Source organism: Brevibacillus sp. AY1 (genome assembly GCF_029870785.1).
GTDB classification, from domain to species: Bacteria; Bacillota; Bacilli; order Brevibacillales; family Brevibacillaceae; genus Brevibacillus; species Brevibacillus invocatus.
In genome coordinates, this window is record NZ_JAFLPN010000026.1 from 29,473 (window position 1) to 49,989 (window position 20,517).

Here is a 20,517-nt window from a genome sequence, read left to right on the forward strand (position 1 = left end):
CCCTGTGACAGGAGGGTCTTGTCTTTTATCATTAAACAAGTAGAGAGTAGGCGATGTCCATTGTGGAAAGAACGATTTCAAGAAGCAGTCGTAAGAAGTGATATTCCTGAAATGCTTGATATTTTGCATATGCAAGTCACAAAACATGCAACAACTCCAAATCAATCAGTGAAAAATATGGCATTAAAAATAATGGAAGAGATTTTACAACAACCAGCGGCAATCTACGAGGTAGGTATTCAACTTTCGAATTCGAAAAGCCCGACAGGTGAAGAGTTAGGGGCCATCATAGTAGCCACTCACTACGCTGTTAATCCTGCAGAAGTAAATTCGGTTTTATTACGTCTAGCTGATAGCACCGACTGGGAAGTAAGGGAGTGGGTTGCAAGTGCCTGTGCAATTGTTTTAACCCATAACTTTAAAAACTTTTATCCCACTCTACTGGAATGGACGAAAAATGATTCACCAAATGTGAGAAGAGCTGTAGTAGTAGCGGTAAAATACACGGCAAGGAAAATGGAAGATCAATATGCAGAGCTACTAATTGATTTGATCGAGCCCTTATTAAGTGATGAAGACATATATGTGAAAAAGAACTTAGGAGCGTTTGCAATCGGGGATGGATTATTAAAATACTATCCAAAACAACTTATCAATAGATTAAATACTTGGATTCATTCAGAAAATGAACATGTGAGATGGAATATCATTAAAATTTTCTCGTCTGCTGAGGGAATCAAATATATCGAGGATTCGATACATCTTTTAAAAATTTTATCAAACGATCAGAGAAAAATAGTAAAACGTGTATTCCATAGCACAATGCAATCAGTAAAGAAACGAGATCCTGCAATCTTTCTCAAGCACTTTGAAAAATAAGAAAGGATCGCAGACATTCCATAATGCCATTGAACTTTACCCATTCATCAGTTGAAATAACTTTGATATGATAAATGAGAAGGAGGAGGTCGAGAACATGTCGTACCAATTAAAACTGAACATAAGCCCTGTTTATGATCTTCTTTCAAGTTTGATGGTCTATTACAAATGTTCGAAAGCATTTGATTTGGACAGTCAATGGGTAAAAAAAGTGAAGAATGAGTTAGATATAGATTTTGTGGCGGAATTGGATAGCCTATCATTACCATTTCCACTTATTGCTTTATTCATCTGGAGGTGTCCGGACCATTCAAAAGTGGATGCTGTTACAAAATGGTTAGATTCCTTAACAGCAGGTGAGGTATTTGAACAAGTTTCCCCCTTTTTACTCGACAACGTTCCAAATGACATTGGGGAAATCAAAAAGAATGTTATCTCTGTTTTTAACCAATGGTATGCAAACTACTACAAAGATCAGGAGTTTGACATCCAAAAAATTCTTTTTCAAGAAAGAGTTCGATTTGATGACTACTTAAGGAATTTCGGCCCTGAAAAAACGATAGAAATGCTATGCAATGGATTAGTAGTAGAAGAGCACGCGGAGTTGAAAGAAGTATACTTGGTTCCTGTCTATTATACCAAACCAGCGAATGTCATATTTAATGATTATAAAGGGTTCATGATCATTCTATATCCAGTTGAGACAAGGGAAGTAACCGATTTTATGCCTCCAAGTGGCTTAATGAGAATGACGAAAGCGTTATCAGACGAAAAGAGACTCCGTATCTTGAAAATCCTTGCATCAGGAAATAGAAGCTTTTCTGACTTGGTTGAGTTAACGGAGTTGTCGAAAAGTAACGTGCATTATCATTTGTCTTTGTTGCGAACAGCGGGTTTAATCACTCTCCATCATGTTCCTTTTTCAAACCAAGATAAATATGGAGTACGAACGGGAGTTTTTGATGACGTCAAGTTGATGCTAGAAACGTACGTTTTTCATTAAATGTAGATTATAGGGAATAGTTGTAATTTTTCCTGAACTATGTTACTAATACTTTAGTTCAATTTTTTTTGAACATAGATACAGTTCAACTTATGAGGTGGTAACGTGAGTATCCTCTTTTCGCCAATTACGATTGGTGGTGTATCTCTAAAAAACCGAATAGTCATGTCACCAATGGGCATGAATGCTTGCAAAGCAGAAGATGGAAAAGTTACGAATTGGCATAAAATTCATTACCCAAGCAGGGCTGTTGGACAGGTAGGACTCATCATGGTGGAGGCAACCGCAGTGTCACTCGATGGGAGAACAGATCGGGATGATCTAGGGATCTGGGAAGATGAACAAATCTCAGGTTTAAAAGAGCTTGTAACAATGGTGCATGAACAAGGAGCCAAGATAGGGATTCAACTCTGTCATGGGGGTAGAAAATCTAAAATACCAGGTAAGATCGTGGCTCCTTCCGCAATCCCTTACGATGAAAACAGCATCGTCCCTGAAGCGATGACGGAAGAACAAATTCATGAAGTGATTTTATCCTTTAAAGAATCTGCTAGACGAGCAAAACAAGCTGGATTCGATGTATTGGAGCTCCATGCTGCACACGGGTATTTAATTAATCAATTTTTATCTCCGTTATCGAACAAACGCGATGATAACTATGGAGGCAATCCTGAAAAAAGGTACCAATTTCTGAAAGAAGTCATCCAGGAAATTGAAAAGGTATGGGACGGAGCACTATTTGTTAGGATTTCAGCGACCGATTACCACCCTGAAGGATGTTCCATAAATGACTATATTCTCTATGGAAAGATGATGAAAGAACAGGGTGTTCATTTAATCGATTGCAGTTCGGGATGGGTCGTTCCACCTAACTTTCCGGAAAAACCCGGTCCAGGGTATCAGGTTCCCTTTGCATCACAGATTAAAAAAGAAGTACAGGTTCATACAGCGGCAGTTGGTTTTATCAAAAGTGGATTACAGGCCGAAGATATATTGGTTCAAGGGCATGCTGATTTGATATTTATTGGCCAAGAATTGCTAAGAGATCCTTACTGGCCAAAAACGGCAGCAAAGGAACTTCATGTACCCATTGATGCACCGCCATCGTACGAATATATCTGGAATAAATAAGGTAACTTCTTTCCTACGAAGACGGAGATATGCTATCTGTATGATACGTATCAGTTCAAACAGAATTTGAAGTGAACGCTGTCGCAATAGAGATGGTATCGTTCTTCACGATGGCGAGATTACGATCGGACATCTCCAACTTGGACATGACGTTGCTTTGGAAATAAATCCGTTATTAAGGGTGGCCAATGCCCGTTTTCACACAGCCGGTCACTTCATTGCTTTTGCGGGAAATGAGCTTTTTCCAAAACTGAGAGCGCAAAAAGGAACTTATTACCCGACTGTAGCATATATTGATTTTTTGGGTCATCTCCTAGATGACGAGAAAGAACTTGCAGTGAAAATGATCGGGCAGCTTTCAGTAACTGGAGAACAAGCCCACAGGATGTAGAAGTAATCTGGTTGCACTATGTGAAGCAAGTAAGTCTCATTCATTTGCCCGAAACACCTGGGAGTGAATGTGTTTGATACAAAATTTCAATCATCGGTCCTTACAATATCCAGATAAAAATAAGGGTGAGGAACAACAAAGCTTGACAACTATTAGTGATAAGTGAGGGATGTTACTTGATCAGAGGATTGTACGAGGCTCATTTACCTGTAAAAAACTTGGAAGTCTCCATTGAATTTTACACAAGACTGGGACTGAAATTTGCTTGGCGAGATGATGACACGGCCTTCTTTTGGATTGAGGAAGGAAAAAGCTGGATCGGTTTATGGGAAGGGGAAGAGTATCAGACTTCTTACCATCCTTCTTTGCGGCATATTGCTTTTCAGGTAACATACGACGATTTAAAGCAATCTTTGAAGTGGTTGGAATCCATTCAAGTAAAGGCAGTACCATTTGGGAGAAGAAGCACTATTGACCCATTTATTCGTCCGAATCAAGGGAATGCTTCCGTCTATTTTGATGACCCAGATGGAAACAGTCTTGAATTGATGTGTTATATTGAAGTTCCCGATCATCTCAAACATATTACCGATAAGTTGTCTTTCCATGAGTGGGAAGAACTATTGAAGAAACAATAATTTGAAAATGAAATACATTCCTTTAACCCTCTATCTGTTTGAGATCGGGGGTTATTTTTGTCGAGGATATGGCTAATGATCAGGCAAGGAGGAAGGGCTCATGCTGTTTGGAAGGGAACATCCAATTCCATCAGGGATGAGGCCCATCCTTTGCAACATAGAGAGCAGCCATGTCACGGATTTTCTGCCTGATGTAGGCAACGGCTTCTTCTGGCGCTGCCACTTGGGCATCAGTGCCCATTTTCCAGAAGAAATCAGCGTTAAACGGGATATGTTTCTTAGCGACCTGCACCACCGCCTTGCCACTGCCATCTGTGTTGCGTATGATCGCTTGCCCTAGCCAAGAATCGGATTCCAGTAAGCGTACACCGTTTTTCGTCAGATGTACGACGAACGTGACTTGTTCCGAGTTTTCATCAGGAATATCCACTAATGTCCGCTTGTGCACTTCTTCTAGACCCGCTGTTTCTTCATTCAATTGAGCAGAATGAATGCGATCTGCGCGGAACAGTCGATAATCCTGTCGCTTGAAGCAATACGCAGGACAGTACCAGTATCCGGCACTGGCGTACAGGGCAAAAGGCTGAATATCACGCTTGGATGTACCCTCGCTCGAGCTGTACTCGATCGTGACAACAGCTCCTTGTGTGAGGGCTTGCAGCAAAACACGCAGATTTTCGGGGAGCATGGGACGCTGCGGACTCCAGATCGCCACTTTGTGCCTGAGCAGATCGATCTGTTCCTGAACATCGGCAGGCAGGTAGTGATAGAACTTATGAAGAGCGGATCTGGCTCCTTCGTCGAAAGGCAGCGATCCGAAAAATTCGAGGGACTGACAAGCGATGAACATGGCGAGTGCTTCACTCTCGGTAAAGGAGATCGGCGGCAGAATTCGCTCTTGCAGCAAGCGATACCCTCCTCCCCGACCTTGGACCGAATAGAGCTGGACACCCAGTTCGCTTAGTTCCAGAAGGTCTCGCGTGATGGTGCGAGTGGACAAGCCCAGCTCATCTGCCAGTTCTTGCACCGTAAAACTCTTCTTGGCGTTGATCATCATGATTAATTGGATCAGCCGTTGCGATTTTGGCATTTCCGCGCATCCCTTCAAGGAGTTTTTTTCATTTTATCATGTAAATAAGACGAAATCTGTCTTGTTTAAACGGTATAGTGACGGTAACAACTCCGTTTGGAGCATTCGATAGGGGGTAACGGATATGGAAATGTCAGGTCAAGAGAAAATCGGTGTGGTCTTTATTCATGGAGCAGGGCTACGGGGAAGTGTTTGGAAGGAGGTAGTGGACGGATGGGAACATCCTGTGCTGTTGGTCGATTTGCCCATGAGAGATGGCGACGATGTGACGAGAAAAGGGCTCACTGCCGATGACTATGTTTCTTGCATTCAACAACAGATCGAGGCATGGGGTGTTACAACCTTCATTCTGGTGGCTCATTCGTTGGCCGGAGCACTCGCCCTTCAGGTGGCACAAGCATATGCGGGGCGCATGGTGGGATTGGTGGCGATTGGTGCTGCAATTCCACAGCGGGGAGGATCTTTTTTATCGACACTGCCCCTCATCAAGCGAATGATTTTCTCCCTGGTCCTGCGCAAGCTCGGAACGAGACCGCCCGAGTCTGTCATCCGTGCGGGGATATGCAACGATTTGACTGCAGAACAGACAGCAGAGGTGGTGCGAGGGTTTGTGCCCGAGTCTGTCCGGGTCTACACGGATGGGATCGACGCTCCACTGCCACAGGTACCTCGATACTACGTCAGGCTTGGGCAGGACAAGGAATTTTCGTTGGCCTTGCAGGATAAAATGATTCGTCACTTCGCACCGGACCAGGTCGTTCATTTGAATTCGGGTCACTTGCCGATGCTCAGTAATCCAGCTGAGCTGCGAGACGTGCTACTGGGTTTGCTGCTTGCGAATCCAATCTCGGGTAATCAACAAAAAATTACCAAAATATGCTAGAGTGAAGACGGTAGACAAACCAGCAGAGGAGTATGCGGATGACGAGTAAAAAAAGTCACATTTTTGCGGAACAAATCATGCTGTTTCACAATGTAAAGGGCTGGTACCCGCCTGTCAGTGAAGTCGTAAAAGGACTCACAGCCGAGCAGGCAAAATGGAAGGAAGGGGTTAACCATTCCATCTGGGAGCTGCTGGCTCACCTGACGTTTTGGAATGAAAGATGGCTGAAGCGTTTTCTGGCAGAATCGGTTGACCAGCTGGAGACGAATGAGGCTACCTTTTTTAAGGAAGAGGCTGATCAGGGTGATTGGCAAGCAGCAGGGCTCCTGGAACCCATAGAAGTTACGTACCATGAACGAATAAGAAAAGCCCCGAGTACACGATGTGTTTCGGGGCTGCTCTATGCTTTTGGCTCCATTAATTTTCGCAGCTTGCCCTCTGTCGGGGAATCGGGATCAGGGGTGTAAATGCTGCAACGCAGATCAGCGCTTCCTTGAACCTGCACAGAGGTTAAATGAAACAGCATCTTGCCAGCTTTTGCATGGCGAAATTCAATCAGTACCTCAGGAGCAGACTGTACCTCACTTTGCTGCCAGAGAGGCTCGAAATCGGGATGAACCGCCTTCATCTCTTCAATGAATGCATCATACCAGTCATCCTCCACGTACTGGCCGTAATAAGCGCGAAAGATGGCCAGATAGCCCCGAATAAAGTGCTCCCAGTTTACCGCCAACCGCTGAAGCTCTTTTCTTGTGAACAGCAGTCGGATCAGATTGCGCTGTTCCATGGGAACTTGCCCAAAATCTAAAAAGACATTGGCGGCAGCCTCATTCCATCCGACAATAAAAGTTCGTCTGTCCGTGATGATGGTAGGACAGTAGGTGGTTCTTCCTCTTTGTCTGTGACGCCTGTACCGGATTCCAATGCCAAAGCGTAGAGGTACTTCCGTTCATCGATGGTCAGCTGTAAGGCCGTTGCGATGCAGTCCAATACCGAGGGTGACATTCGGATGTCTCGCCCTTATTCCAGCCACGTATACCAGGTTGTACTGACGCCTGCCAGCTGGGCGACCTCTTCTCGTCTGAGCCCCGGTGTTCGACGACGGGTGCCTGGAGTCAAACCAACTGATTCAGGCAGGAGCTTGGCCCGTTTTGCTTTCAGAAAAACGGATAGAGCCTGGAGTTGAGGCCATTGCATTGGTGAAAACCGTTCAGCAAAATATCATTCCTCCGACTATCAATCAGGAGCAGAAAGATCCGGAATGTGATTTGGACTATGTACCCAATGAAGCGCGTGAAGCTTCACTGAATATCGGGTTATCGAATTCCTTTGGTTTTGGCGGACACAACGCCGTCATTGTGGTGAAGGCGTACGATCATCAATAACAAACAAACCCTTCCAGAGTGAAATGGAAGGGTTTATGATGGTATAGTGTGTATATTTATACGGATGAATGAATTTATATAAAAGAAGGAGATGAACCTGCATGATCACAAAACTAGAGGAGCTGTCCATACGGGCATGGCCTGCTTTGGAAACCATCATCGCTGACGGCTGGGTCATGCGGTTTGCGGCGGGCTATACGAAGCGAGCGAATTCCGTCTATCCGCTTTATCCGGTCGAAGAAGAGCTGGAGCGTAAAATAAAAGCCTGTGAAAGCAGCTACGCAAGCAAACAGCTGCCGCCGATCTTCAAGCTGACACCGTCTTCGCAGCCTGCGGGACTGGATTTTTATCTGGCGAAAAAAGGATACCGGGCAGATGGGCGTACCAGTGTCCAAGCCTTATCGCTGACAGATGTCGCAGTGCCTGCCTCGCAGACTGTGCGGATGTACGAGGCATGTACGGATGAATGGCTGGAAGCCTTTTGCCGATTGTCTGAAAAAAGCGGTAGCGAAAAGCAAACCATGTCCCAGACGCTGCGCAAGATCATTCCACGAACTTGTTATATCGCTTTGTATCATGAGAACGAAGTGGTCGCATGCGGATTGGGCGTGCTGGATAGCGGATATATCGGTCTCTACGATATCGTCACCGATTCATGTTGTCGCAAGCAGGGATTTGGTGAGCAGCTGGTTCTGCATCTGCTGCAATGGGGAAGGGATAACGGAGCCGAGATTTCCTATTTGCAGGTCATAGCGGATAACCGGCCCGCTTTAGGACTCTATGCGAAGCTGGGTTACCAGGAAGTGTATCCGTATTGGTACCGCATCAAAGATTTGTAGCATAGGAATCGCTCCTATGAAACCTTTTCCTTTTCTCGACGTCTGAAAAGTATTGGAAGCAACGAGAAGGAGGAGGCAAAGCATGAAAAGCCGCATAGCCAAGATTGGCGTGACTGCTCTGTTGTTCGCACAGGTATCGACCTTCCCTGTGCAAGCGGCTGAGTTTTCTACCATTCAACCCTATGTCCTGAGCAACAACAAAATTGGCTTTACCAATGGAGAAAAGCTGGTCACCAAAGCCATTTACGATAGCATCCATCCATATAAGCATTATGTAGTGGTGAGCACAGCAGGGAAATATGGGATTCTGGATGGAAAGACTGGCAAGACGCTCACCCCCGTCATCTGGGACTCCATCGAGCTGGCGAATGACGGAAAGATCGCCATTGTCCAAAAAGGAGGATGGTTCCAACATCTGAATCTGACCACCCAGCAGCTCTCTGCTGAGAAATTCGTCGGTGCCCATACGTACTTTCTGTCGGAAGCCTACCCTGATGCCGTTGTCATGGGGGGACAGAAAACAACGATGCTGGATCCCTCGGGCAAGGTGCTGATTCCTCTTTTTGCAGGCAAAATTTCCTTCGCCGATTTGACCTTCGTAGAGAATGAGGACGAGCCGAAAGAAAAACAGGTGCGCTACGTTTTGACCCAAACGGCCAATCAATTGACCTTGTACGATCCCGTCACCCTGCAGCCGAAATTTACCCTGAACCATGCGGAATACCTACCTCAAGATGGAGCGAAGTCAGCCTACATCCGGGTACGAGTAGCAGGCAAGGAAGGACTGGTAGACAGCAGCGGTACCTATGTGCTAGAGCCGAAATACAAGAAGCTTACTTTTTGGAATCACGGGTATGTGCAAGTAAAAGGTGAGCAAGGCATTGGTTTGTGGCGCAATGGCAGAATGCTGGCTGAGCCGCTTTATGCCGAGGTCGGGATTGAATCCGGTACGGACGAAGTGTTTAGTACGAAGAGCGCTGGGAAGGTCACGTATCACTCCTCGTCACAAACATGGTCGTATTCGTTCAAGCCGGGTGCTGAAATCGTGCACAATGACTATGTCCTCGGGCAAGATTTGCAAACAGGTATGTACGGTGTGGTCAAAGTAGGCGGAGATGTGGTCATTCCGTTCCAATATCCACGCGTGGAAGGACCTCCGGCGGCGCGACTGCTCGTCCGCCAAGATGGAAAAAAAGGACTCCTTCCCGCCTATGAGCTGCCGATGGAGGAGCCGCAATTCTGGTTTGATACACTGACCACCCTCGGAAGCTACAGCATGCTCAGCATCCAGGACGGAAACAAAATCGGTCTTTATTCGGAAACAAAGGGACTGCTCCTGTCTCCACAGCAAAATCGAGTGATTCACTATGAACAAAATAACGGCAAGGTAAGAGTCACAGAACCGGATGGGAAAATCCTCTACTACGGCTTTGACGGAAAGCTGGTTGATCCAAATAAGTGGCTTGTTCAAGACCTGACAGATCGTCTCAGCAAAAGGGTATCGCTGGACAACAAAACTGTTCTGATCGACCGCGAGACGGATCAGCAGATCGGCAAAGCCTACACGCGCGCTCTCTATCTGGATGAGCAGTCCAATCTCGTAGTCGGAATGAATGCAGATTCGGACCTGGCAGACTTGTTCACGGCTGGTGGCAAGCTCCTCACGCAGGAAATGAAGGTATTGGCACAACCGGACTCGCCATACGGAATGCCTGTTACTTTGGTCAAGATCGGAGACGAGGTCTACAGCATTGGAAAAAAAGAGAATCAGACCGGGTTGGCGTTGCTGAAGTTGGAAGGAGATCAGCTCACGCCTATCAGTCCTTTTGATTATCGAGACATTCAGGTACGGACTTTGAAAGATAAGCAGCTCTTGATCGTGACACGAGCAGATGGAAGATTTGATTTGTGGGCGGATGCTGGGGAACAGGGCTTGCGCATGCTGGAGGAGGCAGTATTCAGCTTCGACACAATCGCCCAGCTCGGCGTCATTCTGGTAAAGCACGACAGTGGATGGGATGCCTACACAGATACCCTGCAAAAAAAGACAAACGGAAATTACCGCTCTATGCAGCTGGTCGCCTCCTATGATGAAAAAGATCGGGCAATCGCGGTTCAGGATCGGCAGACGGGGCTTTACGGACTGCTTTCGACGGATCTGAACCCGATGACGCAGCCCGTGTATGAATCCATTCAAGCAACCGATCACGTCTTTTTGCAAAGCTTCTGGACAGGTGTTGACTCCCCGCCTTTCGTGTTTACCACCAAACAGCATTTCGGCTATCTGGATGAACTTGGAAAAGAGCTGTTCAAAACCAGCCGTACCGGCAAATAGGGAGAATGGCTAGGCGTACCAGTACTGCATGACCAGCGTGTAGAAGATACCGATGACGACGGCTGTAGCAACCAGAAGCATGACTAGGGCGAACAGGGAGATTTGCTGGAGCTTGTAGGCTACCAAAAAGAAGATGGAAAACGCCAAATAGGCAAGAAATGTACCTGCTTCAAATTGACTCATGGGAAGTCACCTCGCATTGTGAGAGATAGGCTTTTTCTATGGTAACATAACGAAGAGAGGAACAGGCTTCGAAACGAGCTGCTCCTCTCTTTTTTTCCAGGATCGTGTGATGAGAAAATGACAGTAATACGCTCAATGGCGATGATGGTTAGCGTTAGAGAAATCTATCTGGTCAGATTTCTGACGTAACTTACGAGGACGACCGACCTGTGTCCGTAGTCCATACATCCGTCATCGATGGCGAAGATGTGGTCACCGTACAGTTGAATAATCCTGACAAAGAGTTGATGCAGGAAATGGATGTGGAGTAGACGATGAGCCAATATACTGGATTATTTGGAAAAGAGGTTCAACGGCTAACCGTAGCTGCCGATCAGGACCCCACCGTAAAACAGATAGATGAGGTAGAGTGCCCTGTGAAATCTGGAAGTTGTGTCTGACATCAGGAACTACTACGAAGGAAGCGCCAATCGAAACTATGTTGAAGAACACGAGATTCAAGAGCAGAAAAAGAGAGCAGAAAGGTGAGTTGTACAAATGGATCTATTTAAAAACAGCTTGAATATCATCTATGCCATCATTTTGGCTGTGGTCTCGATTTTTACACAGGAAATCATCACGTTCATCATGCTTGGCTTTGTTCTGATGGCTTTATTGATGATCCACGAAACGCTGAAGAAAATATTGGCGAAGCTGGACAGCAAGGGAAGGTCAGAGCTTTGTTTTTATGGGGACTCCGCAAAAATTTGCGGGATAGCCTGCAATGTTTGCGCGGCTTCGCATCTTCTTTTGCCTTATCATGATCCTATCTGAAGATCTGGACAGGAGGGGAAGAGGTGCAGCTATGCTTTGACATCATGCGCTGGCTTCACATCGTCAGCGGGTTTTTTGCGTTATGTGTGTTTTGGATTCCGATCGTGACCAGGAAAGGAGGGCGAACCCATCATAGAGTAGGCTGGCTGTATGTGATAGCGATGGGAATCGTCTCCTTGACAGCCTTTTTTATGGGAATGTATCGCATTGCTTGGGATGCTGGTCCAGACCCGGATGCCATCCCGTACTCCTGGTTCCTGCTGTTCGTGGCTGTTTTGAGTTCCGCGACCGCTTGGTATGGCATACGCGTACTCTATCATAAAAAGAGGCAGGTGGTTCATCGGAAATGGAGTGATCTGCTGTTCCCACTCATCCTTTTTGGCTCAGGGATCGGCGTTTCCCTGTACGGCTTGGTTATCGAACGTGCGTTGCTTCAGTTCTTTCCATTGCTTGGAATTTTCCTTGGCGGAACCCAGCTGTTGTATTGGCTGACCGTACCGGTGAAGAAGTCTCATTGGGTGGTGGAACATATTGTAGGCATGATGTCATGCTGTATCTCCACCCTGACAGCTTTTTTGGTCTTTGGTATACCGCGTTTATTGCAGGTTGAAGCTGCTAGCTTATGGATCTGGCTCTTGCCAACCGTGGTGCTTCTTCCGCTGATTTTTGCGTTCACGAACACGTATAAGAGAAATCTCGATAGGCCCAGGAGACTTTAATTCATTTGAAAATGAGAAGGACGAATTTTTGCCATGAAGGAGAAAGGATAATGGATGCGTATTGCGATGTGATTAGAGGTGCAAAGCTGCTGCTTCACCACATGCCAGACCCCATCTATGTGATCGATCTGCACGACCGAGTCCTTTGGCAGAACGAGGCATGTAAGATTCGTTTTGGGACACTGGATCGAGTGAGTCACGATGAGGCTCTTCGCTCGAAGCAGCATCCCATTCCCATACTAAGCGAAGACGGTCAGACGATCGGGTATACGGTCATGGTACGGGAAGAAACGTCGGACACCTTTGACGAGAAATACAAAATTATTGCGGACAACACGTACGATACGATTGTTCTGGTGGATAACCAAGCCGTTGCCCGATACGTCTCTCCTTCTTTTCAAGATTTCTCGGGGTACAGCGTCGAAGAATATGTAGGGATGGATGCCTTTGATATCATTCATCCGGCTGACAGGGAACGAGTCCGTGACGCTTACATCGAGGTGGTTCAGTCCAATCGAACAGTGGATATCGGGTATCGGATCTTCCATGCGCAAGGTTCACTGATTCACCTGGAGGCTCGTGTAAAACCGGTGCTGGGCGATGAGGGAGAGGTCAAATACGTTGTGGCAGTCGTGCGAGATGTGACTGAACGGAAAAAGTCCGAGGAGCTGCTGGATAATATCTTGGATAATGTGAATGCAGCCGTATGGTCAACTGACAAGGATTTTCGTCAATACACGTTTTGCTCCGAAAGCATCGAAAAGATATTTGGCATCCCCAAAAAGGAAATCATCCATAATCCCATTCGGTTGCACGACCACATCCACCCTGAGGACAACGTCATTCTTATGGGAGAAATAAAGGAAAAGCTCGACCTGGGGATACCGATCAACCAAGAATTTCGTTTTATCCATAGAGAAGGGGAGACGGGGTGGGGCAGACTCATGGTGCATCCTTCAGTGGATGCAGCGGGTGCGGTTGAGCGGTTGGATGGGATCGTGCTGGATATCACGGATAAGAAACGTTCTGAGCTCGCTTTGGAAGAGAGTGAGCAAAGGTATAAGTCGCTCTTTGACCATAACCTGGATGGCGTATTTTCCATTGAATTGAGCCATTTTTATTTCGTGAATGCGAATCAATCCTTTGAAGCGATTACGGGCATCACGTTGGACCAACTGCCAGATCGCTGCTTTCTTGGGTTGATTTACGATGAGGATCATGTCGCTGTCTACGAAACGCTCTTTCAGGTCATGGAGCAGGGGGAGCCCAGGGATATTGAATGTCGTCTGGCGTACATCGGGAACCAGGAAAAAATTGTGAGCATCACCTTCGTGCCGATTTTTCTTTCTGGGAAATTAAATGGCATTCATGGAATCGTAAAGGATATTACGAAAAGGAAAAGAGACGAGCAAGAACTGATTAAAAGCGAAGAAAGGTATAAAGCGCTTCAGCAAAGCTTGAATCGTTTCTCTTCAGATCTAGCCAACGTGATGAAGGTATCCGAATTGGAGGAAAGGCTGATCGAGGAAGCAGGGACGATTCTTCCGATCAGCCAGGTATCGATCGAAGAAGTACCGAGAGGAATGGAGCAAGACGAGAAGAACGAGCATGACATATGGATCAAAATCGGTGAAAAGAAACATCCGGTCTATCTGCGGATCATGACGGAGCATTCGCTTCAGAAAATGGAAAAAGAATGGCTGGAAACGGCGGTTCATTACGTGACGATTCTATACGATAATCTCCATCTGCTCGAAGATTTGATGAAGCGCCTTGAGGAGATGGTCGCAAAGAATGAGACGCCCAAATGGATGCTGAGACTGCTGTTCAAGCTTTCGGAAAAGGAGCGAGCTTCCCTTTCCAGCGACTTGCATGATTCTGTGCTGCAGGATCTGATCATCTGGTATCGCAAGCTCGAAACCTTGCAGTCCTCGAATACGTTTTCCCAAGATATGAATCAGGCTTTACTCCAGATTACGGAAGGATTGCTGGACGTGATTCATCAAATTCGCATTACCTGCAATGAGCTGCGTCCGCCGTTCTTGCTGAAAATGGGTTTGGTGGAATCGCTCAAAAGCTTGTTTTCCTATGCACGGATGTTTTCGAATTACGAGATTCACTTTTCCACGGATCAGCTGGATGTCCACCTGAATGAAGAACAGATTCTGGGGGTGTATCGGATTGTCCAGGAATTGTTAAACAATGCATCCAAACATTCTCATGCCACCCAAGTGGCCATGACACTAGGCAGCACAGAGGAGCACATCACCTTTTCCTATTCAGACGACGGGGTTGGGATGGACCTCACCGCCTTTGAGGGATCGTTCCAGCACATGGGGATAGCGGGCATCGAAAAGAGGGTGCTAAGTCTGGAAGGAATTGTGCAATTTCATACAGCCCCAAAAGAGGGGTTTCACGTGACAATACGCTTTCCCAAAATGATGATGGCAAGGTGAATGCGATGGAAATTTTATTGGTTGACGATCATCGTTCGGTCGTAGAGGGTACGAAAATGCTGATCGAATCAGAGCCGGATATGAATGTAATGATTGAGACGGATGTGTATGGTGTCACAGATCTGATTCGTCTCCATAAATTCGATGTGATCTTATTTGATTTATATATGCCTAACATCAATGGTGCTGACTTGGCGCGCAAAGTGCTCCAGTATGTCCCGGATGCCGTCATTTTGATTTATTCAGGATTTGAGATCGTTCCCCATTTCAATTTATTGATGGAGTCCGGGGTTTCAGGTTTTGTCGCCAAAACCTCCACAAGAGAACAGCTGATTCAAGCGATCCGCTGTGCCGCCAGGAAAGAGGCGATCGTTCCCATGCATCTGCTCAAGCAGCTGAGACGTCAGGAAATTGTAGTCCAAGGGGAAGCCGGGCGCGAAGAAACCACAATTACCCATGAAGAAGACAAGCTCTTGCGTGAATTGGCCAAGGGAAAGAGCAACAAGGAAATATCGAAAACGCTCATGATCAGTCAGCGTTCATTGGAATACAGCCTGACTGAGCTATTCCAGAAGCTGCAGGTGAGTTCACGCGTTGAGGTGATCAAGAAAGCCAAAAAGCTAGGGATTCTCCCAGCTGAGGATTTATTTTAGCCACTCTGGCATCCCTTTGCCGTGGCACACCAGCTTTTGCGTGCTGAGCGCAGATTTTTGCGTGACACCGACCGATGTTTGCGCGTTGCAGATCCCCTTTTCTTCTTATGATCATAGTGACAATAAATCATAAGGAGATCGGTTACCATGTGGAAATTTTTGCTGCGCTCAGTCGTTTATGCAATGATCATCATCCTGTTAGTAGGGGGAATAGGAGTTTCCGGATTAGTCTATTCCCAAGGGCTGTTTTGGGGCTCGATTCGCCAGGAGCCCGTTCCTTCCTTGGAGGGGATCCAGAAGCCTGTGCATGATCCCAATAAACCTACGGTGGCTGTTTTACTGGGAAATGAAGCGACAGAGAGCATGGATTTCACCATTCCCTATCAGCTTTTATCCATGACAGGTGCGTACAATGTTTATGCTGTTGCGGAGGATAACCAGGTGAGGTCGCTAACAGGCGGTGTTGATATCGTTCCTCACTATTCGTTTGCGGAGCTGGATGCGTTGTTGGGAAAAAGCGCGGATATAATCGCGATTCCATTTATGATGACCCAGGACGCACAAAAATTTGAACCGATTCGAGAGTGGATTCAAAAGCATAAGGATACGACCCTGCTCAGCATTTGCGCTGGTTCCGGTAATCTGGCAGCCACCGGATTGCTGGACGGAAAGACGGTCACGACTCATTGGCAGACGGTTGCTGATCTGATAAGGCTGTATCCAAACGTGAACTGGGTGACGGATCGACGCTACATCACGAATGATGAGGGCAAAATCATTTCCTCTGCGGGAGTTTCTTCAGGAATTGATGCCACACTCTACGTTATCAGCCAGCAGCTAGGGGAACCAATGGCAGAAAAAATAGCGAAAGACCTAAACTACCCATCCTATGATTTCGTGAAGAATCCGAAGGTTGAGCCTTTTTCCATCGACATGAAATACTCGACCTATATCCTGAACAACGCATTTCAGTGGAATAAGACAAAAGCGGGCATGCTCCTCTACAACGGTGTCGAAGAGATGGCGATTGCATCGGTCCTGGATATTTATTCTGACACCGGAACGACTCGGATCCTATCGGCTACCAGCGCAGGTCAGCCAGTCGTGTCGAAGCATGGTCTGAATCTGCTGCCGCGCTATGAATGGGCGACTCTCCCTGCGTTGGATAAAATGATCGTTCCCGGTACTCAAGCAACGACCCTCGCAACAGATGAAATCGAGGGGTGGAAGGAAATCGGAAATGGGTTGGAGCCACTCCTGGTGCACAGTGATCCGAATCGTTTTATCTTCGAGGCTCAGTTTGAGGATTTAGCCAAGCAAGAGGACTTGCTCACAGCCCTGCATGCAGTAAAACGACTGGAATTTCGGGCGGAAAATTACCAGCTTGAGGGAAATGCGCTTCCCTATGAGACATACGGCAACCTGCTGTTGACTCTGATCGGCGCTATTGGAATCGCGTGGTATACAGATAGAAGATTCATTTTGAAGAAAAAAGGAGCATGCTGTTTGAAAGGGAAATCCAAAACAGCCTGAGAGCTCCTGGCGTTTAGAGGGAATAAACATGAATACACGGCTGAGAGAAGATCTTCACCATTTTGAGAAGCTGGCTAATTTCAGAGACATCGGCGGCCTGCAGACGGTTGATGGTAGAGTCATGAAAGCAGGGCTTCTGTACCGGTCAGATGATATCTCGAAAATGAGCCAAAAAGATACAGAGAAGCTGAGTACCTATAACATCAAGGTCGTCTGTGATTTGCGCACGCCCAAAAGGCATCGATCCAAGCGATTACGGCATGCATCCAATGAAAGCTTCCATTTGTTCAATTTTCCACTTCACCAAGATGAGACTCAAGCCAGCAGGAGGATGATACTCGACTTCTTTTTCAGAAGGTCGGGCGGGGAGCGTTTTTTGGAGTTTAGCAGCGGGTATTATCAGCATATGGCTTTCAAAAGCACTTCTCAGATCAAAGCTCTCATTACTTTGCTCGCCCAAGAGGAAAATCTGCCGGCTTTGATTCACTGCACAGCTGGAAAAGACCGGACAGGATATATCGCCGCTTTGATCCAATTGTTCGCAGGTGTGCCGTATGAGACGGTTTTACAGGAATACCTGTTGACGAATCACTACTACGAGACCCGTTTGGAAACGGTAGCTAAGATTGTGAATGGGGTTACCTTGAAGCGGGTTTCGCCTGCGCGCACGAAACTGATCCTAACGGCTCATCAGCGATTTTTGGATGAGGTCTACCAGACTATGCTGAAAAAATACGGGTCTGTTGCCGTCTATTTGCGCGAAGGCTGCGGGATTGAGGAAAGCACGCTGGCAAAGTTCAAGGAATCCCTGCTTGAAGCACAGCAATAAACGCGCATGAGGCTGACCTCCAGGGTCAGCCTCATGCGCGTTCGTTACCGATTATCGACTTTCTCCGGGTACAGATCATGATTCATCATCCGGAATTGCGCCATCTCCTCGTACTTCGTGCCCGGCTTGCCATAATTGCAGTACGGGTCGATCGAAATACCACCACGTGGAGTGAATTTGCCCCATACCTCGATGTAACGGGGCTCCATCAGCTTGATCAGGTCATTCATGATGATGTTGACGCAATCCTCGTGGAAATCCCCGTGATTGCGGAAGCTGAAGAGATACAGCTTGAGCGACTTGCTCTCCACCATCTTGATGTCCGGGACATAGCTGATATAGATCGTAGCAAAATCAGGCTGCCCGGTGATCGGGCAGAGGCTGGTGAATTCCGGGCAGTTGAACTTGACGAAGTAATCCCGGTACGGGTGCTTGTTGTCAAAGGTCTCCAATACACCCGGATCGTACGTGTAGTTGTAGGTCGTTCCCTGGTTGCCCAGGAGAGTCAATGAAGACAAGTCTCGTTCTTCGTGGTTTGCCATCTATCTTATTCCCTCGTTTCTTCCTTGATTATCATCGCTATACGCCACGCTTGTTGCCCCAGACCAAGGCGTGCAGCTGCGGCAGAACCTTGGCATCGTTCATGTCTGTTGCTGACATGGCCTGATCGATCAACCATTCAAAAGACTTCAGCAGTTTTTCGCGCAGTAGGTCGGTGTCGGCGTCCGTCAGATCGCCATTGCCTGGCTGCAGGTAAAAAGGCACCGCAGGGTAGCGGCTGTGGATCATGCGCGCATAGGCAAAATCCTCGTCATTGAACACAACGACTTTCAGACTGACCCCAACATGACCGCCATCGACGAGCCGATGGACGATCTGATCGAGCATGTCCAAATCCGTTTTCATTCCGGAGCTTGGCGGCTTGGGTGAGATCGTGACGTCATCGATTTGCATGAGCCAATCCTGCCATCTGCTGCCTTGTGTCTCCACGGCTGTACGAATCCCTTTTTCCTGCAGCAGCGACACCAATGCCCCGATGCCTTCGATCAGCGCGGGGTTGCCGCCAGAGATCGTGACATGAGAAAAACGGTCTTCGCCCAGCCGGTACAGCTCTTGCCAGATGGCTTCGGCGGACAGAAGCTGGATCTCATCCCGAGCAGAGCCATCCCAGGTAAAGGCGGAATCACACCAGCTGCAGCGGTAGTCACACCCTGCGGTGCGCACAAACATCGTTTTTTGCCCGATGACCATGCCTTCGCCTTGAATAGTCGGCCCGAAAATCTCCAAAACAGGAATAGGGTTCACTCCATCATCCACTCCCGTCTCGCTTCGGCATAGCTGGTCGGCGTCTCGAACAAGCGAACGAATTCGACACGAGCTCCGTTGTAGCGGTCGCGATAAGCTTCTGATTGCAGCTGCTGCTCCATCTGTTCGAACAGCCAGACGACCATATTTTCTGCCGTGGTGTTCATCGCAGGCAGCATTTCGTTGAGATAGCGGTGATCCAGGTAGATTTCGATGTGTTCCTTCCAAATCTGCTTGATGTCGCCAAAATCGATGACCAGTCCGATTTCGTCCGGATAGCCGCTGATCCCAAATACGACGGTATACGTGTGTCCATGCAGGTTCTTGCATTTTCCTTCGTAGGCGTGCAGGTGGTGTGCCGCGTCGAAGGTAAACTCCTTGCTCACAAGAACGCGCTTGTTGTGGTAGCGAAGCTGTGATCTATCAATATGGGTACCCAAAGTCTGCATGCGGTCGACGATACGAAAATCGAAGTTGGCGCTCATCAGACAGTGGTCCCTTGTTCATTTTTTTCGGATAGGTAGGTGTCCAGTCCGGCTTTTCGCAGGTGGCAGGCAGGGCATTCCCCGCAGCCGTCACCCTTGATGCCGTTGTAGCAGGTGAGTGTATTTTCGCGGATATAGGTGAAGGCACCCAGATCGTCGGCGAGCTTCCACGTCTGTGCTTTGTTCAGCCACATCAGCGGCGTGTGGATCACAAACGGGTAATCCATCGCCAGATTGAGCGTCACATTGAGCGATTTGATAAACGAGTCGCGGCAGTCCGGATACCCGCTGAAGTCCGTCTCGCATACGCCAGTCACCAGATGGCGTGCGCCTTTTTGCTTGGCAAAGACGCCTGCGAACGAGAGGAACAACAGGTTGCGACCGTCGACGAAGGTGGAGGGCAGCTGGCCTTCTTCCTGAGTGATGTCAATGTCGGTGCGGGTGAGGGCATTGGGTGCGAGCTGGTTCAACAGGCTCATATCCAATACCGTGTTGTTCACGCCAAGCTCCCGGGCAATTTGCTGGGCGCATTCGATCTCCAGCTTGTGGCGTTGCCCGTAGTCAAACGTGATGGTTTCTACTTCGCCGAATTGTTGTTTGGCCCAAAAGAGGCAGGTTGTACTGTCCTGACCTCCGCTGAACACAACGACGGCCTTTTCTTGTTTCATGCTCTCCATCTCCTTTTTTTTAAGTGGAAGAAAGAGAGTTCTTGAACATGCTCACAAAAAAACAAAACAATACCAAAGGTACTGTTTCCCACCTTAGTTTTTTATAGAGGGAGTTCGCGAACCTCTCCCATGCCGCAGCATGGATTTCGTGTGTGGTTGGGGCAAGCGGATGCTGCCCACGAACATTATACATCATTAGGAGTGTGACTTGAACTATATATATTTACTCAACTTTCGCAGCTCAAATTAGGTAGGTAACCCTGATATAGCTGGGTAAACCCATGATCCATTGTTGGAGT

The 20,517-nt window shown here is 47.4% G+C and carries 20 protein-coding genes, 2 pseudogenes and 1 riboswitch; of the genes and pseudogenes, 15 read left to right on the forward strand and 7 right to left on the reverse strand.

Going from position 1 to position 20,517, the window contains the following annotated elements:
- Nucleotides 1-60 precede the first annotated feature (60 nt).
- The 4 genes from JZI27_RS18200 (at nucleotide 61) to JZI27_RS18215 (ending at nucleotide 4,042) form a co-directional block, all read left to right on the forward strand.
- Nucleotides 61-879, forward strand: coding sequence for a HEAT repeat domain-containing protein (locus tag JZI27_RS18200; RefSeq protein WP_280208561.1), 819 nt, complete (start codon nucleotides 61-63; stop codon nucleotides 877-879).
- A gap of 97 nt (nucleotides 880-976) precedes the next feature.
- Nucleotides 977-1,882: an ArsR family transcriptional regulator gene (locus JZI27_RS18205; RefSeq protein ID WP_280208562.1), complete on the forward strand. Its 906-nt coding sequence runs from the start codon at nucleotides 977-979 to the stop codon at nucleotides 1,880-1,882.
- Between the two features lie 105 nt (nucleotides 1,883-1,987).
- On the forward strand, nucleotides 1,988-3,013 hold the full coding sequence (gene namA, locus JZI27_RS18210; RefSeq protein ID WP_276330128.1) for an NADPH dehydrogenase NamA: 1,026 nt from the start codon (nucleotides 1,988-1,990) through the stop codon (nucleotides 3,011-3,013).
- Nucleotides 3,014-3,580: 567 nt separating this feature from the next.
- Nucleotides 3,581-4,042, forward strand: a complete 462-nt coding sequence (locus JZI27_RS18215; RefSeq protein ID WP_122910410.1) for a VOC family protein — start codon at nucleotides 3,581-3,583, stop codon at nucleotides 4,040-4,042.
- A 130-nt stretch (nucleotides 4,043-4,172) separates the two neighbouring features.
- Here JZI27_RS18215 and JZI27_RS18220 read toward each other — a convergent pair whose 3' ends face one another.
- Entirely contained in the window at nucleotides 4,173-5,132 is a 960-nt protein-coding gene (locus tag JZI27_RS18220) for a helix-turn-helix transcriptional regulator (protein WP_280208563.1), read from the reverse strand.
- Between the two features lie 124 nt (nucleotides 5,133-5,256).
- Between JZI27_RS18220 and JZI27_RS18225 the strand changes: the two genes are divergently transcribed.
- Both JZI27_RS18225 and JZI27_RS18230 read left to right on the forward strand, forming a co-directional pair.
- A complete protein-coding gene (locus tag JZI27_RS18225; protein WP_280208564.1) occupies nucleotides 5,257-6,015 on the forward strand; it encodes an alpha/beta fold hydrolase in 759 nt (252 codons plus the stop codon).
- A gap of 38 nt (nucleotides 6,016-6,053) precedes the next feature.
- Nucleotides 6,054-6,482 carry a DinB family protein gene (locus tag JZI27_RS18230; RefSeq protein ID WP_280208565.1) on the forward strand — a complete coding sequence of 143 codons (429 nt, stop codon included), beginning with the start codon at nucleotides 6,054-6,056 and terminating at the stop codon, nucleotides 6,480-6,482.
- Here JZI27_RS18230 and JZI27_RS18235 read toward each other — a convergent pair.
- Nucleotides 6,416-7,212: pseudogene (locus JZI27_RS18235) on the reverse strand (helix-turn-helix transcriptional regulator). The gene JZI27_RS18230 and the pseudogene JZI27_RS18235 sit on opposite strands and share 67 nt — an antisense overlap.
- Between JZI27_RS18235 and JZI27_RS18240 the strand changes: the two are divergent.
- The 3 genes and pseudogenes from JZI27_RS18240 to JZI27_RS18250 all read left to right on the forward strand — a co-directional run.
- Nucleotides 7,194-7,400: pseudogene (locus JZI27_RS18240) on the forward strand (beta-ketoacyl-[acyl-carrier-protein] synthase II); the annotation flags it as partial. The pseudogenes JZI27_RS18235 and JZI27_RS18240 overlap by 19 nt on opposite strands.
- 101 nt (nucleotides 7,401-7,501) lie before the next feature.
- On the forward strand, nucleotides 7,502-8,239 hold the full coding sequence (locus JZI27_RS18245) for a GNAT family N-acetyltransferase (RefSeq protein WP_280208566.1): 738 nt from the start codon (nucleotides 7,502-7,504) through the stop codon (nucleotides 8,237-8,239).
- 82 nt (nucleotides 8,240-8,321) lie between these two features.
- On the forward strand, nucleotides 8,322-10,574 hold the full coding sequence (locus tag JZI27_RS18250) for a WG repeat-containing protein (protein ID WP_280208567.1): 2,253 nt from the start codon (nucleotides 8,322-8,324) through the stop codon (nucleotides 10,572-10,574).
- Nucleotides 10,575-10,583: 9 nt separating this feature from the next.
- Here JZI27_RS18250 and JZI27_RS18255 read toward each other — a convergent pair whose 3' ends face one another.
- On the reverse strand, nucleotides 10,584-10,757 hold the full coding sequence (locus JZI27_RS18255; RefSeq protein WP_183185177.1) for a hypothetical protein: 174 nt from the start codon (nucleotides 10,755-10,757) through the stop codon (nucleotides 10,584-10,586).
- Between the two features lie 537 nt (nucleotides 10,758-11,294).
- Between JZI27_RS18255 and JZI27_RS18260 the strand changes: the two genes are divergently transcribed.
- The 6 genes from JZI27_RS18260 (at nucleotide 11,295) to JZI27_RS18285 (ending at nucleotide 17,760) form a co-directional block, all read left to right on the forward strand.
- Complete coding sequence (locus JZI27_RS18260) at nucleotides 11,295-11,570, forward strand: hypothetical protein (protein ID WP_280208582.1); 276 nt, start codon at nucleotides 11,295-11,297, stop codon at nucleotides 11,568-11,570.
- Between the two features lie 23 nt (nucleotides 11,571-11,593).
- Nucleotides 11,594-12,289 carry a DUF2306 domain-containing protein gene (locus JZI27_RS18265; RefSeq protein ID WP_280208569.1) on the forward strand — a complete coding sequence of 232 codons (696 nt, stop codon included), beginning with the start codon at nucleotides 11,594-11,596 and terminating at the stop codon, nucleotides 12,287-12,289.
- A 50-nt stretch (nucleotides 12,290-12,339) separates the two neighbouring features.
- The gene (locus JZI27_RS18270; RefSeq protein WP_280208571.1) at nucleotides 12,340-14,745 is read left to right on the forward strand and encodes a sensor histidine kinase; all 2,406 of its coding nucleotides are present in this window, start codon (nucleotides 12,340-12,342) and stop codon (nucleotides 14,743-14,745) included.
- A 5-nt stretch (nucleotides 14,746-14,750) separates the two neighbouring features.
- Nucleotides 14,751-15,398 carry a response regulator transcription factor gene (locus JZI27_RS18275; protein WP_280208573.1) on the forward strand — a complete coding sequence of 216 codons (648 nt, stop codon included), beginning with the start codon at nucleotides 14,751-14,753 and terminating at the stop codon, nucleotides 15,396-15,398.
- Nucleotides 15,399-15,545: 147 nt separating this feature from the next.
- Complete coding sequence (locus JZI27_RS18280) at nucleotides 15,546-16,931, forward strand: DJ-1/PfpI family protein (protein WP_280208576.1); 1,386 nt, start codon at nucleotides 15,546-15,548, stop codon at nucleotides 16,929-16,931.
- Between the two features lie 28 nt (nucleotides 16,932-16,959).
- Nucleotides 16,960-17,760 (forward strand): tyrosine-protein phosphatase, encoded by an 801-nt coding sequence (locus JZI27_RS18285; RefSeq protein ID WP_280208577.1) that lies wholly within the window; start codon nucleotides 16,960-16,962, stop codon nucleotides 17,758-17,760.
- A 44-nt stretch (nucleotides 17,761-17,804) separates the two neighbouring features.
- Here the strand turns inward: JZI27_RS18285 and queF are convergent, their stop codons facing one another.
- Genes queF through queC form a run of 4 tightly spaced genes read right to left on the reverse strand, consistent with a single transcriptional unit; the run spans nucleotide 17,805 to nucleotide 20,227 of the window.
- Nucleotides 17,805-18,302, reverse strand: coding sequence for a preQ(1) synthase (gene queF, locus JZI27_RS18290; RefSeq protein ID WP_122910446.1), 498 nt, complete (start codon nucleotides 18,300-18,302; stop codon nucleotides 17,805-17,807).
- 37 nt (nucleotides 18,303-18,339) lie between these two features.
- Nucleotides 18,340-19,065 carry a 7-carboxy-7-deazaguanine synthase QueE gene (gene queE / locus JZI27_RS18295; protein ID WP_280208578.1) on the reverse strand — a complete coding sequence of 242 codons (726 nt, stop codon included), beginning with the start codon at nucleotides 19,063-19,065 and terminating at the stop codon, nucleotides 18,340-18,342.
- Nucleotides 19,062-19,550, reverse strand: coding sequence for a 6-carboxytetrahydropterin synthase QueD (gene queD / locus JZI27_RS18300; RefSeq protein ID WP_280208579.1), 489 nt, complete (start codon nucleotides 19,548-19,550; stop codon nucleotides 19,062-19,064). Before queD ends, queE begins: the two co-directional genes overlap by 4 nt.
- A complete protein-coding gene (gene queC / locus JZI27_RS18305) occupies nucleotides 19,550-20,227 on the reverse strand; it encodes a 7-cyano-7-deazaguanine synthase QueC (protein ID WP_280208580.1) in 678 nt (225 codons plus the stop codon). Before queC ends, queD begins: the two co-directional genes overlap by 1 nt.
- A 78-nt stretch (nucleotides 20,228-20,305) precedes the next feature.
- A riboswitch (PreQ1 riboswitch) is annotated at nucleotides 20,306-20,349 on the reverse strand.
- Nucleotides 20,350-20,517 lie beyond the last annotated feature (168 nt).

What these genes read in the sequence shown, in the direction of transcription:
- JZI27_RS18205 (WP_280208562.1), top strand. Translation starts at nt 977, where the DNA reads ATGTCGTACCAATTAAAACTGAACATAAGCCCTGTTTATGATCTTCTT.
- JZI27_RS18220 (WP_280208563.1), bottom strand. Translation starts at nt 5,132, where the DNA reads ATGCCAAAATCGCAACGGCTGATCCAATTAATCATGATGATCAACGCC.
- JZI27_RS18225 (WP_280208564.1), top strand. Translation starts at nt 5,257, where the DNA reads ATGGAAATGTCAGGTCAAGAGAAAATCGGTGTGGTCTTTATTCATGGA.
- JZI27_RS18230 (WP_280208565.1), top strand. Translation starts at nt 6,054, where the DNA reads ATGACGAGTAAAAAAAGTCACATTTTTGCGGAACAAATCATGCTGTTT.
- JZI27_RS18245 (WP_280208566.1), top strand. Translation starts at nt 7,502, where the DNA reads ATGATCACAAAACTAGAGGAGCTGTCCATACGGGCATGGCCTGCTTTG.
- JZI27_RS18250 (WP_280208567.1), top strand. Translation starts at nt 8,322, where the DNA reads ATGAAAAGCCGCATAGCCAAGATTGGCGTGACTGCTCTGTTGTTCGCA.
- JZI27_RS18255 (WP_183185177.1), bottom strand. Translation starts at nt 10,757, where the DNA reads ATGAGTCAATTTGAAGCAGGTACATTTCTTGCCTATTTGGCGTTTTCC.
- JZI27_RS18260 (WP_280208582.1), top strand. Translation starts at nt 11,295, where the DNA reads ATGGATCTATTTAAAAACAGCTTGAATATCATCTATGCCATCATTTTG.
- JZI27_RS18270 (WP_280208571.1), top strand. Translation starts at nt 12,340, where the DNA reads ATGGATGCGTATTGCGATGTGATTAGAGGTGCAAAGCTGCTGCTTCAC.
- JZI27_RS18275 (WP_280208573.1), top strand. Translation starts at nt 14,751, where the DNA reads ATGGAAATTTTATTGGTTGACGATCATCGTTCGGTCGTAGAGGGTACG.
- JZI27_RS18280 (WP_280208576.1), top strand. Translation starts at nt 15,546, where the DNA reads ATGTGGAAATTTTTGCTGCGCTCAGTCGTTTATGCAATGATCATCATC.
- JZI27_RS18285 (WP_280208577.1), top strand. Translation starts at nt 16,960, where the DNA reads ATGAATACACGGCTGAGAGAAGATCTTCACCATTTTGAGAAGCTGGCT.
- queF (WP_122910446.1), bottom strand. Translation starts at nt 18,302, where the DNA reads ATGGCAAACCACGAAGAACGAGACTTGTCTTCATTGACTCTCCTGGGC.
- queD (WP_280208579.1), bottom strand. Translation starts at nt 19,550, where the DNA reads ATGAGCGCCAACTTCGATTTTCGTATCGTCGACCGCATGCAGACTTTG.
- queC (WP_280208580.1), bottom strand. Translation starts at nt 20,227, where the DNA reads ATGGAGAGCATGAAACAAGAAAAGGCCGTCGTTGTGTTCAGCGGAGGT.